General features: G+C 43.3%; 10 protein-coding genes. 5 read left to right on the forward strand and 5 right to left on the reverse strand.

The window, feature by feature from the left end; genetic code table 11:
* Nucleotides 1–7: 7 nt before the first annotated feature.
* Entirely contained in the window at nucleotides 8–1,168 is a 1,161-nt protein-coding gene (locus JZY04_RS16435) for an efflux RND transporter periplasmic adaptor subunit (RefSeq protein ID WP_044299570.1), read from the reverse strand.
* Between the two features lie 308 nt (nucleotides 1,169–1,476).
* Nucleotides 1,477–4,584 (reverse strand): glycoside hydrolase family 2 TIM barrel-domain containing protein, encoded by a 3,108-nt coding sequence (locus tag JZY04_RS16440; protein ID WP_220575471.1) that lies wholly within the window; start codon nucleotides 4,582–4,584, stop codon nucleotides 1,477–1,479.
* A gap of 105 nt (nucleotides 4,585–4,689) precedes the next feature.
* Between JZY04_RS16440 and JZY04_RS16445 the strand changes: the two genes are divergently transcribed.
* Nucleotides 4,690–6,612: an Ig-like domain-containing protein gene (locus tag JZY04_RS16445; protein ID WP_080714253.1), complete on the forward strand. Its 1,923-nt coding sequence runs from the start codon at nucleotides 4,690–4,692 to the stop codon at nucleotides 6,610–6,612.
* On the forward strand, nucleotides 6,548–7,429 hold the full coding sequence (locus tag JZY04_RS16450; protein ID WP_032530739.1) for a DUF3108 domain-containing protein: 882 nt from the start codon (nucleotides 6,548–6,550) through the stop codon (nucleotides 7,427–7,429). The genes JZY04_RS16445 and JZY04_RS16450 overlap by 65 nt, the downstream gene beginning before the upstream one ends.
* Here JZY04_RS16450 and JZY04_RS16455 read toward each other — a convergent pair.
* From JZY04_RS16455 to JZY04_RS16465, 3 genes are all read right to left on the reverse strand, one after another.
* Entirely contained in the window at nucleotides 7,419–7,823 is a 405-nt protein-coding gene (locus JZY04_RS16455; protein ID WP_005779558.1) for a PaaI family thioesterase, read from the reverse strand. The two genes, JZY04_RS16450 and JZY04_RS16455, sit on opposite strands and share 11 nt — an antisense overlap.
* Nucleotides 7,824–7,933: 110 nt before the next feature.
* Nucleotides 7,934–9,409, reverse strand: coding sequence for a cysteine--tRNA ligase (gene cysS / locus JZY04_RS16460; RefSeq protein ID WP_005812284.1), 1,476 nt, complete (start codon nucleotides 9,407–9,409; stop codon nucleotides 7,934–7,936).
* A gap of 554 nt (nucleotides 9,410–9,963) precedes the next feature.
* Nucleotides 9,964–10,800 carry a Cof-type HAD-IIB family hydrolase gene (locus tag JZY04_RS16465; protein WP_122142644.1) on the reverse strand — a complete coding sequence of 279 codons (837 nt, stop codon included), beginning with the start codon at nucleotides 10,798–10,800 and terminating at the stop codon, nucleotides 9,964–9,966.
* A gap of 216 nt (nucleotides 10,801–11,016) precedes the next feature.
* On the opposite strand from JZY04_RS16465, the gene JZY04_RS16470 reads away from it, so the two are divergent.
* The 3 genes from JZY04_RS16470 to JZY04_RS16480 all read left to right on the forward strand — a co-directional run bounded on the left by JZY04_RS16470 (nucleotide 11,017) and on the right by JZY04_RS16480 (nucleotide 13,252).
* Nucleotides 11,017–12,408, forward strand: coding sequence for a winged helix-turn-helix domain-containing protein (locus JZY04_RS16470; RefSeq protein ID WP_122142643.1), 1,392 nt, complete (start codon nucleotides 11,017–11,019; stop codon nucleotides 12,406–12,408).
* A gap of 123 nt (nucleotides 12,409–12,531) precedes the next feature.
* Nucleotides 12,532–12,753 carry an NVEALA domain-containing protein gene (locus JZY04_RS16475; protein WP_022011668.1) on the forward strand — a complete coding sequence of 74 codons (222 nt, stop codon included), beginning with the start codon at nucleotides 12,532–12,534 and terminating at the stop codon, nucleotides 12,751–12,753.
* A 232-nt stretch (nucleotides 12,754–12,985) separates the two neighbouring features.
* Nucleotides 12,986–13,252, forward strand: coding sequence for an NVEALA domain-containing protein (locus JZY04_RS16480; protein ID WP_032530735.1), 267 nt, complete (start codon nucleotides 12,986–12,988; stop codon nucleotides 13,250–13,252).
* Nucleotides 13,253–13,408 lie beyond the last annotated feature (156 nt).

Below are 13,408 nucleotides of genomic sequence, written 5' to 3' on the forward strand. Positions count from 1 at the left end.
GCTGATTTTATTTTCCTTGTTTTTTCTCTTCAAGTGCTTGTTGGAAGTTGGCTTTAGCCTGTTCCGGAGTAACTGGTTTGATTGCCTGTCCGTCTTTCAGGGTGCTGGCATTATCCAAGACCACTTTTTCACCAGCTTTCAAGCCGGAAGTCACTACGTAATCGTGTCCGTTATCCACATTGAAAACATTTATTTCAGTCATCTTTACAGTATTGTCCGGCTGCAACACGAAAGCAAATTTCTTGTCTTGTATTTCCGTTGTAGCTTTTTGCGGAATAACAATTGCATTTTCCAGATGATAGGGTACGATCAGGTTGGCCATACCACCGCTTCTCAGCAAATGTTCTTTGTTAGGGAAAGTGGCCCGAATACTTACTGCTCCGGTATTTTGGTTGATGACACCACTAATGGTGGACATTTTACCTTTATCGGCGTAGGTGGTTCCGTCCGATAGTTCAAGACCTACCTCCGGATAAGACTCTACAGCTGAAATCTGAGAACCGTCTTTACGTACCAGTGCCAATAGATCTTTTTCAGTCAGTGAAGAGTAGACATACATTTCGTTAATGTCCGAAACGATGGTCAGCGGAGTTTGGATAGAAGGGCTGACAAGGCTTCCCAGACGATAAGGAATTGTGTTGACAATACCATCTGAAGGACTTTTTACATTGGTGAAGGTTAAATTTTGTTCTGCACTTATCAGTTGTGCCTGTGCGGAAGCCAGTTGTGCTTTGGCAGATGCCAGAGAGTTTTCTGCCATCGCCAGGTCGTAATCACTGATAATATTCTTTTTATTCAATTCACGTTTGTTGTTCACTGTGATTTCTTGTGTGTTCACTCCGGCTTTTGCAGTAGCTACGGCTGCTTTGGCCGAACGGACAGCGGCTTCATATTGTACCGGGTCGATGATGAACAATATCTGTCCTTTGCGTACCATAGAACCTTCGTCTACACAAACTTTTGTGATGAATCCCGATACTTGCGGGCGGATTTCGATATCCTGTTTACCCTTGATTGTAGCCGGATAGGAACTTTTCAGATTGACAGTGGTGGGCTGCAATGTCTCTACTGCACATTCCGGAGTTCCCCCCCCCATGTTGAAGCCCTTTTTGCCGCAACCCGACAACAAGGCTAAACAAAATGCAAATAAAACAATTCTACTTTTCATACCTTCTTTATATTCAATTTTTAATGATGTTCATTTTGTGGTAAAAGTGGTTTATCATGATAACCTTTCAGGTATAGGCGAAAACTGATTACCCTTAATTAGTTTTCCGCGACAAAAGTACTCTTTATTTTCTATATCGTTGTTTTTTATCATCTGTTTTTAACTATGTTTTTCTCTAATTAATATAGGTGTAAAGCTCGGATTTGCTTCAGATGGGTGCGAAGCGGGCAGGTTAAGAAGAAAGATGATAAAAAAACAGTGACCCGGAAAATTCCGGACCACTGTTCCTTTTATGATCAAGTCTCGTTTTACATATTCACTTTGTGACGTACAGGTGTCAGGATGAAACTGAATTCATAATCCTGATAAGGTACGCGGTACTTTTCAAGCGGAAGTGTTCCCCAACTGTTGACACATCCTAATCCCATCTGCACCTTGTCAATGCACAGATTGGTGAAAGGAGCTTTCGGCACTTCAGGAGAGTGACGTTGGTCTTTCTGTGCTCCGTCATCCAAAGATTCGATGCTGTAGTTCAGGGCAGAAGCAGAGAAAGGAGTATCGCCTACGAACTGCAAGCCGTTTCCGCTGACGTTCAATACTCTCCACCAACGTAAATCGGTCTTGGTTCCGGTTTCCTGCGGTCGGATATATGGATAGAATTGTTCGGCAACTGTCTGGCGATATTTGCCAAGCATGGTAGAGTGATTACGGTCGGCGTAATTTTCTATCGGACCGCGGCCATAATATTCTACTTCATTAAAGTTCTCGGGCATTTGCATTTGCATGCCAAAGCGGAACATATCAGAAACTTTCTCTTCTTTGTCGGCTTCCATCTTTTGAGTTACTTTGATGGCGCCTTCATTGTTGATGACGTAAGTCAGGAACAATTTACCCTTTACGGCTTTCATGTCATATTCTGCCTGAATAACCGCCTGCTCGTTTTCAATATTCTGTTTCAGAGAAGTTAACTTCAGTCCCGGATTTTTCCATACGGCATACCGGTGCTGCAATCCTGCTCCATAGTCGTTGTCGGTAGGAGCACGCCAGAAGTTGGGAGTCAGTTGGGCTCCCTGATTCAATAACTGTATGCCGTCTGCTTCGTAGCGAGAAAGATAGCCATTGTGTTTATTGAATTCAATAATGAAGTTTTCACCTTCTACAATCAGGTAGTTATGATCGTTATCTTTGATAACCGGTACATGAACGGCAATGTTAGATGCCTTCCGGTTCTTTAATTCCGGAGTTTGGGCTTTGTACGGACGGATGGTCAACTGGTCATATGCCACTGTACTTCCTGCCGGCATCAATGTTTCGGCGGATTTCAGTTTGTAAGCTACGTTGAGTAGCAGTTCTTTGCATGGGCAGATATTTTCCGTATTCAGATTCAGTTTAAGGGTAGCTGTTTGTTGTGGAGCCACGTTCAGGTCCTGAATCACTCCGGCTTGCATTACTTCGCCGTCTGCCAGTAATTGCCACTCCATATAGTATGCAGACAAGTCGCGGAAGAAGTTTTCATTATATACTTTTATTTCTCCTTTGGCAAGGTCTGCGGGAGTGGTCCAGATGGACTGATAGAAATATCCTACTTCATGGGCATGCGGATTCGGACGGCGGTCGGGACTGATCAAACCGTTATTATTAAAGTTATTGTCCGAAGCGTCATATTTATTGAAATCGCCGCCGTATCCGTAAATATCTACACCGTCTTTATTTTTCCAGTGGTTGGCTTGGTCAACAAAGTCCCAGATGAATCCGCCCTGGTATTTCGGATATTTACGTATCAGATCCCAATATTCTTTGAAACCACCCTGTGAGTTACCCATGGCGTGGGCATATTCGCACTGAATCAGGGGCTTGTCTATGTTGCCTTCACAATATTTCTTGCAGGCATCATAATCGTAATACATCGGGCAGAAAATGTCTGTGAACTGATTGGTGCCTGCCTGTTCGTATTGTACGGCACGCGTTTTGTCTTCATTCTTGATCCATGTGTAGCATTGTTCGAAGTTCGGACCGTATCCGGCTTCGTTCCCTAAAGACCAGAAGATGATGGAAGGATGGTTATACCCTCTTTGTACGTTGCGTTGGTTACGTTCCAGATGTGCTTTTTTATAAGATGGATTTTTGGCAAGTGTCTCTTTGCCATATCCCATTCCGTGTGATTCTACATTGGCTTCCGCCACTACGTAAATGCCGTATTGGTCACAAAGGTCGTACCACAGATTGTCGTCCGGATAGTGACAGGTACGCACGGCATTGATGTTCAGCTGTTTCATTCGTAAGATGTCTTGCAGCATGCGCTCACGTGAAACAACATATCCGCCGTCCGGATCTATTTCATGACGGTCGGCGCCTTTGAAAAGCACGGGCTGACCGTTTACCAGGATTTGTCCGCCTTTCAGTTCTATTTTGCGGAAACCTATTTTGACCGGGATCACTTCCAAGGTGGTATTGTTACCACTTTTCAATGTTGCAGTCAATGTGTATAAATTGGGTGTTTCTGCGGTCCATTTTGCGGGATTGTCTACGTTCATGCCAACAGACTTTTTACCGTTTCCGCTAACTTGGGCTGTGGCTACGTTTTTCCCTGTCGGATCTGCCAGATTCAGTTCTACCGTTCCGCTTCCGTTTAGGTTGAGTGCTATATCCAGTGTACCGTTTGTATAATTGGCGTCCAAATCAGGCGTTACACGAATGTCCTGAATATATTTCTTATTGCGGCTGTATAGGTAGCAGTCACGTCCTACTCCGGAGTAGCGGAAAAAGTCCTGATCCTCCAGATATGTTCCATCACACCAGCGGAATACTTGGAAAGCAATCAGGTTTTTACCGGGTTTCAGGTAATTGGTCAGGTTAAATTCGGCTTCCAGCTTACTGTCCTCGCTATAGCCTACATATTTACCGTTGACCCATAAATACATATTTGAGGTTACCGAGCCGAAGTGAGCGAATATCTCTTTTCCTGACCATTCGGCAGGGATGATGATCTCTTTCCGGTATGAACCTACATGATTGTTTTCTATGGGTACAAAAGGCGGATTGTTTTTGTATTGGTTTCTCCAGGCATAACCTACATTCACATAAATAGGATCACCGTAACCGTTCATTTCCCATACACCGGGAACTTTCATTTGTCCCCATCCTTTGTCGTTATAGTCAGTCCGGTAGAAATCGGTCGGACGCGCATCGGCATCTTTCACCCAGTTGAAGTTCCAGATTCCGTTCAGGGTTAAAAAGTTACTTGAGTTTTCTTTGTCAGCTTTCGCTGCTTCTTCACTTGAAGAGTAAGCAAAGTAATTGGTGTGCATCGGTGCACGGTTTACCGCATTAATTTCGGGGTTTTTCCATTCGTCATGTTGAGCCATGGTTGCGAGGCTACATATCGCCAGGCAGCAAGTCAGCAGTTGTCTTTTCATGGGGTTAATCTTATTAGGTTTGTAAATTGTTGGTCAAAGATACGTTTTTTGTCTTGTCAAGCAGACTCTTTTTTAATAAATTAGTGTAAAGTATAGCATTAATTAATGGATAAGGTTTATTTTTGCAGCATGTTAAAAGACAGTATACATAGAAAAAAACGATTCATCCGTAGTCTGTTGGGCGTCGCTATTTTGATGGCTACTCTTTATTCTTGTGCCAGTATGGGGCGTCCGGATGGAGGACCTTTTGATGAAACGCCACCCCGCTTCATCGGCAGTGCGCCGGCAGCAGGAGCTGTAAATAATAAAAAGTCAAAGATTGTTCTTGATTTCGATGAGTTCATTAAGCTCGAGAAGGCTAATGAAAAGGTAGTGGTTTCGCCCCCCCAGTTGCAACAACCCGAAATAAAACCCGGAGGAAAGCGGATCACCGTAAATCTTCTCGACTCTTTAAAACCCAATACAACTTATACTATCGATTTCTCCGATGCCATTGTTGATAACAATGAAGGTAACCCGCTTGGTAACTTTGCGTTTACGTTCTCTACGGGAGCTTCCATTGATACGATGGAGGTGTCGGGCACATTACTTGAGGCTTCCGATCTGGAGCCTATAAAAGGTATGTTAGTGGGGCTTCATTCCAACCTGAATGACTCGGCTTTTACCAAATTACCTTTTGATCGTGTGGCTCGCACCGATAGTCGTGGGCATTTTACGATTCGTGGAGTTGCACCGGGTAAATATCGTATTTTCGGTTTGATGGATGCCGATCAGAACTTTTTCTATAATCAGAAAGCCGAAGCTGTAGCTTTCAATGATTCATTGATTATTCCCCGCTTTGAAGAGAGGATACGTCAGGATACCACATGGGTCGACTCACTGACTATCGATACTATTGTTGAACAGAAGTATACTTATTACCTGCCCGATAATATTGTGCTCCGTTCGTTCAAAACACCTTCTGTTTCACAATATCTGGTTAAGAGTGAACGCCTTACTCCCCAAAAGTTTTCTTTGTATTTTTCGGCTCCGGCGGACTCTTTACCTGTACTGAAAGGACTGAACTTCGATGAAAAGGACGCTTTTATTATAGAAAAAACATTCCGTAACGATACTATCCATTATTGGATACGCGACTCGTTGCTCTATAAGCAGGATACACTTACGTTGAGTCTGAACTATTTGTACACAGATACGTTAAATCAGTTGGTCCCACGTACAGATACGCTGAGGTTGGCTGCGAAGAAAGTGAAGAAAGAAGAACCTAAAAAGAAAAAGAAGAAAGACGATGAGCCCGAGCCTACCAAGTTTTTGTCGGTAAATACTCACGCGCCTTCATCTATGGACGTATTCGATTATATTACCCTGACTTTCGAAGAACCGGTCGCGCGCTTTGACAGTGCCGCTATCCATCTTCGACAGAAGGTAGATACGATATGGACGGATGTTTCTTTTGAGTTCGAACATGATTCACTGGATGTGCGCCGCTATAATCTCTATTATGACTGGGAACCCGGGGGAGAGTATGAGTTTGCCGTTGACTCTACAGCTTTTCATGGTATTTATGGTTTGTTTACCAATAAAATAAAACAAGCTTTCAAGGTTCGCCAGATCGAAGAATATGGTAACGTGTTCCTCAATATAACCGGAGCAGATTCTATTGCTTTTGTCGAACTGTTGGATAATCAGGATAAAGTGCTTCGACGGCGTCCGGTGATTGACGGGAGGGCGGAGTTCTATTATCTGAATCCCGGCAAATATGGAGCCCGGTTGATTAATGACACCAACGGTAACGGAGTATGGGATCCCGGTGACTACGAAAAGGGTATACAGCCGGAGATGGTATACTACTATCCGCATATCATTGAATTTAAAGCGAACTGGGATGCCACTCAGGACTGGAATGTGACGGCTGTGCCTCTGGATAAGCAAAAGCCGGACGAACTTAAAAAACAGAAACCAGATGAAGACAAGAAGAAAAAGACCCGAGATAGTCAAAATGCTAACCGTAACCGCCGTAACAATTAGGCGGAAAGAGTTGGTATGTCTTATTATTGCTCTGCTTTTTGCTTTCCCATTGTCGGGTAACGCGCAATGTGAAGCGAAAAACGATGCTTTTAAATCCGGTGAGCACGTCATGTATGAACTCTATTTCAACTGGAAATTCATCTGGAAGAAAGTAGGCTTGGCCAGTCTGACTACCAATTCCACAACGTATCATTCCGAACCTGCCTATCGGGTCAATCTGCTGGCTATCAGCAGTAAGGAAGCCGATTTCTTTTTTAAGATGCGGGACACCTTAACGAGTGTCATGACGGAGAAACTCGAGCCACGTTATTTCAGGAAAGGTGCCGAAGAAGGAAAACGTTATACCGTTGATGAGGCCCGTTTTTCTTTCCGTAACGGGATGTGCTACGTCAACCAGAAACGGGTGCGTAAAGATGGGAGTGTCACAGAGACAGAGCAAAGCGATACCCGGTGTATTTATGATATGTTGAGTATTCTGGCGCAGGCCCGTTCGTTCGATCCGAAAGATTACACCGTCGGCCAACGTATTCAGTTTCCGATGGCGACAGGGCGTAAGGTAGAGGAGCAGACCCTCATTTACAGGGGAATCAAGAAGATTACTGCCGAAAACGATACGACCTATCGCTGTCTGATATTCTCACTGGTAGAGTACAATAAAAAGGGAAAGGAGAAAGAGGTTATAACGTTTTATGTAACAGACGACCGGAATCATCTTCCGGTACGGTTGGATATGCACCTTAACTTTGGTTCGGCCAAAGCATTCCTGCGGAGTGTCAGCGGTTACCGTCATCCCCAGACCTCTATCATTACAAAGTAAACGGAACTTCGTCTTTTTTTCGGAATACGCTTGACTCAAAGGTGGCTATCAGCCTGCCTTCCTGATCGGTTACATCTATCTGATAGTAACCCGTGCTGCGTCCTGTATAGCGTTCTCGTGCTTCGGCATAAAGCGTGTCGCCCGGTCCGCTGGCCCGTAAGAAGGTGATGTTGGAAGAAAGGGAGAAGGCCAGTGTGCCGTGTGAATTGGCTGCTGCTGCCAGTGCCAGGTCAGCCAAAGTAAAGATGGCACCTCCCTGTGTCCGTTGTCCTGCATTCAGATGTTCGGGCTTGATTTCCAGTTTTGCTTTACTGTATCCTTCCCTTATTTCAATCAACTCTACACCTGCGTTGGTGGCAAAGAGGTCATTTTTAAAGAATTCTTGTGCTGTCATTTTAATATCTGTTCCGATTTATTACAAAAGGACGCGGAGTATACAGAAAAAGTTATCAGTCCTGTTCCCTCCGCGTCCTTTGTGGTGCTTTTAAATAATTTTCTGAGATTTTATTTATTCAGTTTCCACTCAAATCCGTCCTTAGTATCTTTAATTTCGAATCCCAGTGCAGTCAGTTCGTTGCGGATCAGGTCACTCGTAGCCCAGTCTTTGTTAGCTTTTGCTTTCACCCGCTGTTCCAGCAGCATATCGACCACTTTCCCATAAGCGGCTTCACGTCCGTCCGACGAGCCGATTTCTTCTTTCAGGCCCAGGATATCGAAGCAGAATGTATGGAATACTTCTTTCAGTTCTTTCAGGTCATCGGCAGAGATGGTATTGTTTCCGGCAATGATATTATTGATCATCTTGGCTCCGTCAAAGAGATGTGAAATCACAATCGGAGTGTTCAAGTCATCATTCATCGCTTCAAAACATTTCGTGCGCAAGCTTTTTACGTCGACGTTCGAAGTAGCTGCAGGAGTGATTTTCTCCAAACCATCCACTGCTTCCATCAGTCGGCTCAGTCCTTTTTCTGCTGCCTGTAATGCTTCGTTGCTGAAATCCACCGGACTGCGGTAGTGTGCCTGCAAGATAAAGAATCGTATGGTCATCGGGCTGTAAGCCTGAGTCAGCAATTTGTGCGAGCCACTGAAGAATTCATCCAGCGTGATGAAGTTTCCGAGACTCTTGCCCATCTTGGTGCCGTTGATGGTGATCATGTTGTTGTGCATCCAGTAGTGAACCATATCGTCACCCTGTGAAGCTACCGACTGTGCGATTTCGCATTCGTGGTGCGGGAAGATAAGGTCCATGCCTCCTCCGTGAATGTCGAAGTGTTCGCCCAGATACTTACGTCCCATGGCTGTACACTCGGCATGCCAGCCGGGGAAACCGTCACCCCATGGCGAAGGCCAGCGCATGATGTGTTCCGGTTGTGCCCGCTTCCAAAGGGCAAAGTCGGCAGGATTATGTTTTTCTTCCTGTCCGTCCAGTTCGCGGGTTGTATTCAGTACATCGTCCAGATTGCGTCCCGAGAGTTTACCATAATGGTAGTCTTTATTGTATTTGGCTACATCGAAGTATACCGAACCCTGGCTTTCGTATGCATAGCCGGCATCCAGAATCTTTTTTACCAATTCGATCTGCTCGATGATATGTCCCGAGGCATGTGGTTCAATGCTGGGGGGAAGTACGTTCAGTGCCTCCATGGCTTTATGGTACCGGTTCAGGTAGTATTGCACTACTTCCATGGGTTCCAGTTGTTCCAAACGGGCTTTCTTGGCTATTTTATCTTCCCCTTCGTCTGCGTCATGTTCCAGGTGGCCTACGTCGGTGATGTTACGCACGTATCGCACTTTATAACCCAACCGGGTGAGATAACGGAAGAGTACGTCGAACGTGATGGCCGGACGGGCATGTCCCAGATGTGCATCGCCATATACCGTCGGTCCGCAGACATACATGCCCACATGTGGAGCGTGCAAAGGCACAAACAGCTCTTTTTTTCTATCTAAAGTGTTGTAAATCGTCAGTTGATGTTCCATAACGTTTGAGATTTATTCTGTTTTAAACCACAAAGTTAGAATAAATAATTTGAATTGGGACGTGTTCTGCCGGATTATTCTCTGTAAGTATATGTGTCTGATGTAAGATCGGGCCACTCATACGAAAAATGCATTCCGATCTTCCATCTTCCACCTTTTTCTGTTTACTTATCTAATTATCAACGAAATGAATGGGTGGAAGATAGCGTTTTCAAGCCGTTTATCTTCCACCTTTATCTTCCATCTTCCACCCACTGTTTTTGATGGATAAGGTATTGATCTGTAATTGTATATAGCGTGTTATCTATCTGTTTATGCCGTTTAAAGCATTTCCTTTTCCTTAGTATCTTTAGTGAAAATGGTCCGGACTTTATCTCGTCCCGCATGCCCGGGCCCATAAGCCCGCATACCTGTGCCCATGAGTCCGTATACCCGGGCCCACCGGCCCGGGTATACGGGCTGAGATAAGTTTAGTATGATGAATGATAATATACTTATATATAACGCGTTAATATCATGGAGAAATCAACTTGCTTTCTTATTAATTTCTGTGTTTAAACTGTTGTCTCCCCCTTCTCGGGTGCTTTTGTAAAGAACTTGTTTACGACCGCAGCTACACCGTCCTCCTCGTTGCTAAGGGTAATGTAGTCGGCGGCTTTCTTTACCGGTTCCTGTGCATTGCCCATGGCTACACCCAATCCGGCAAATTGAATCATTGAAAGATCGTTGTAGCCGTCGCCTACAGCCACCATCTCTTCCCGGTTCATGTTCAGCTTGTTAAGTAAGACAGATAAAGATTGTGCCTTGTCTATTCCCTGTGGCACCAGTTCGAGGAAGAAGGGCTCCGAGCGGTAAACATTCAGTTGACCTTGCAGTTCTACCGAAAGTTCGGCTTCAATGGGAATCAGACGATGTGGCTCACCCACAATCAAGCACTTAGGAAGCGGCAGACGGATATCTTTCAGAAAATCCTTGGAAGGATATATCTGCATTTTATTGAGGAAAGCCTCTTTCCGGACATACACGTCATCGGGATATTCGGTGATGATATATTGCCGATCGTAAGTCAGGATAGGGAGTTGGTTGCGTGTGGCGCATTTGTATAGCCGAGGTATCACTTCGTCCGGCAATACATTGGCATAAACGATCTCTCCGGTACTCCAGTCGATAATTTCTCCGCCGTTATAGGAGAGGATAAATCCGCCGAACTCCTTCATGCGCAGTTCGTCGGCCAAGGGTGCAATGCCGAAGGTAGGACGTCCCGATGCAAGTATCAGTTTCACACCCTGTTGCTGTACACGTATCAGTGCTTCTCGGTTGCGTGGAGTTATCTCTTTTTTAGCGTTGGTCAGTGTTCCGTCCAAGTCGAGTACGAGGAGTTTGTATTTCATCAGTCGCTTTTGTTTGGGTTTTGAGGGTGCAAAGGTAGTGGTTTTGGGTATATCACCAAACAGGATGCGAGTAAATAAAGAATGAATGATACGTAGTCTGTTTGATGCGCTTTGATACGTTTATGCTATTGGGGAATTTATTGTCTTGAAATTTTTCTTTATTTTCTTTAAAACCAGAAATAAATACACGATATTTGTATAAATAGAGAATTAGATATGAGGCCGATAAAACTAATTTGGGGTATTGGAGGGACACTATTGGTAGCTTTATTAATAGGTTGTTATTTCTATCAGAGAAGTAATGAGATGATGCGTGTGGAATCAAAAAATCTATTCATACAGGCATTAAAAGGTGAAATGCTGCGAATGGAAAGGGAACTGGATCTACCATGTGTGTCTATGAATGTATCGGGTGCAACGGCTCCTTGGACCAGACTTTCTGTGAAAACTGAGTTTGGTACAAAAGATTATGTTGTAGATGTAAAAAAGGATTTGAAAAATATATCTTCTGATTTTAATGAGCGTTCTTTGCATTCTGTTGTTTGTATGGAGAAGCAGCTTTCTGCTGATACTTTGAATCGGATTTGGGCAGATAGTTTGAGAATGCGGCATATTGTCGCTAAAACCTCTGTACAGGTAGTTACTGTCGATTCAAGTAAATGTATTCGTTCTGAAGGGAGTTGTGGCAATGATTGTTTTGTATCGCCCATTTGGATTGCCTATGTCGGGAACGAGTGTGAGGTAGAGGTTGCCGGTTTTTTATCTTCTACTTGTTGGTCGGTGATTCGATACTCTTCTTCTTCATTTGTCCTTATTGTTGGAGTGACTTTTATACTTATTGCTTTTTTCTACTATGTGTATAAGGTGAAAAAACGTTTGTCTGATTCGGAGGTTGAAGAAGAGCTTCTAAAGGAAAGGCTGGAGAAGGAGAGAGAGCGGTATCAAGATTTAGAAGAGAAACGCAGGCAATATGAACAACAATTGAATTTGCTTCAACAAGAAGAAAAAATGCGGATAAGAGAACTGAGTGATCTACGGGAGAAGCATAAACAAAAAGAAGCTCAGATTGAAATATTGTCAGTAGAGAAGAAACGTAGCAAAGAACAGCAAAGTATTCTTGCAAAGGAATGTCAAGAGGGTATGCTCCAAATAACGATGCTTTCCGATAAATTGGAAAAGGAAAAGATAGACCGGGGAGAGCTTCAACAAAAGTTGGCTGCATGCGAACTGCAAATAGCAGAACTGAGAAAAATAAAAGAAATGTTTGGTGAAGAATTAGTCATTTATAAACTCTGTTCAGGGTTGACTTTTGATCCTCGAAATCATATTTTGGATTGTGCCGGAAACCGGATAAAACTGGATGCTCAGGGTAGCCGGCTTTTACTCCTTTTTTTAGAGGCCTCTGAAAATAAACTATCATATGAAGAACTGCTTGAAATGATGTGGGCTGATCGTCGAAAGGATAAGAATCGTTTATGGACGGCTGTTTCTCGTTTGCGTAAAGCTTTAGCGCCTACTCGTGTTATCATAAAAATGGAAAATGAAGGTGGGTATCAGTTGGTGCTGCCTAAGAAGAGTGATGACTTCTCGCAGAGAGAACTCTTTTGATATAAGTTCTGGTAAGGGGGCATTTTATTGATTTTCAACTTGTAAGTTTTAGTAAGGAACGTTTTCTTAATAGACAGAAGAAATCGTCTATATTTGTTATGTGTTACTAAAACAACCGAGTATATGAAAAAGTATTTAAAAGCAATTGGCTGTTTTGCCATTTTCGTATTGGCTGTATTCTCGTATTTCAGAGAGCAATCTTATAAGTTGGATTCTTTGTCATTACAGAATGTTGAAGCATTGGCTGAAGGTGAGGAATATACACATATTTCTTGTATAGGTGTAGGCTCTTTGGATTGTCCTGTTAATCATAGTGGTGTGAAATATATATTTAAAGGATATTAAATATTTAATTGGGTTGGGAAGGAAGTGGAACGATGCATGCTCTGGAAAAGTTTAGAATCGTCCACTCCCGGAAAAACCTTCAAAAGAAAGGAGGTTTATAGGTTACAAAGGTAATGAATTTAAGTAAGAATCAGTAGGTGCATCATTTACTTTTTCTGCGGGTGGGTGATTTCCCGAAAAAGAGACACAAGAAACAACAAAATTATTAACCTCATAAAAAGGTGTGAAAATTATGAGTAAGAAAATCTTCGCGGCCCTGATAGTCGCTGTAGTCGCAACTTTTGCAGGCTACAATATATATCAGTCACAGAAAACAGAGAAAATAGTTTCAGACTTGGTGATGGCTAATGTCGAAGCATTGGCAGGCGATACTGAGGGTGGTGCTACTATCACTTGCTCCCGTACGTGTTCTGATGGAGTAGGACGTTGCTACAAGACCATTGATAAGTGGGGAAACTGTCATTTTGACGGTAGTCAATTATATTCTTGTACCTGTTAACTATTAAGAAGAAGTTATACCAAAAGTTTAGAGTTTCTTCATTTCCTTTTTTAAAATACAGGAGAGGAGATGATTATTACAAATTTCTTGGTATAACTTCCTGCATTGTTAATCTAATCTAATAAAGTTATGAAGAATATCTTGTTAACACTTCTC

The organism is Bacteroides sp. 11BF (genome assembly GCF_019633765.1).
In the GTDB taxonomy this organism is placed as follows: Bacteria; Bacteroidota; Bacteroidia; order Bacteroidales; family Bacteroidaceae; genus Bacteroides; species Bacteroides hominis.

Coding starts and splice junctions, on each gene's coding strand:
- JZY04_RS16480 (WP_032530735.1), top strand. CDS start 12,986: ATGAGTAAGAAAATCTTCGCGGCCCTGATAGTCGCTGTAGTCGCAACT.
- cysS (WP_005812284.1), bottom strand. CDS start 9,409: ATGGAACATCAACTGACGATTTACAACACTTTAGATAGAAAAAAAGAG.
- JZY04_RS16465 (WP_122142644.1), bottom strand. CDS start 10,800: ATGAAATACAAACTCCTCGTACTCGACTTGGACGGAACACTGACCAAC.
- JZY04_RS16440 (WP_220575471.1), bottom strand. CDS start 4,584: ATGAAAAGACAACTGCTGACTTGCTGCCTGGCGATATGTAGCCTCGCA.
- JZY04_RS16470 (WP_122142643.1), top strand. CDS start 11,017: ATGAGGCCGATAAAACTAATTTGGGGTATTGGAGGGACACTATTGGTA.
- JZY04_RS16445 (WP_080714253.1), top strand. CDS start 4,690: ATGGATAAGGTTTATTTTTGCAGCATGTTAAAAGACAGTATACATAGA.
- JZY04_RS16455 (WP_005779558.1), bottom strand. CDS start 7,823: ATGACAGCACAAGAATTCTTTAAAAATGACCTCTTTGCCACCAACGCA.
- JZY04_RS16475 (WP_022011668.1), top strand. CDS start 12,532: ATGAAAAAGTATTTAAAAGCAATTGGCTGTTTTGCCATTTTCGTATTG.
- JZY04_RS16450 (WP_032530739.1), top strand. CDS start 6,548: ATGAAGACAAGAAGAAAAAGACCCGAGATAGTCAAAATGCTAACCGTA.
- JZY04_RS16435 (WP_044299570.1), bottom strand. CDS start 1,168: ATGAAAAGTAGAATTGTTTTATTTGCATTTTGTTTAGCCTTGTTGTCG.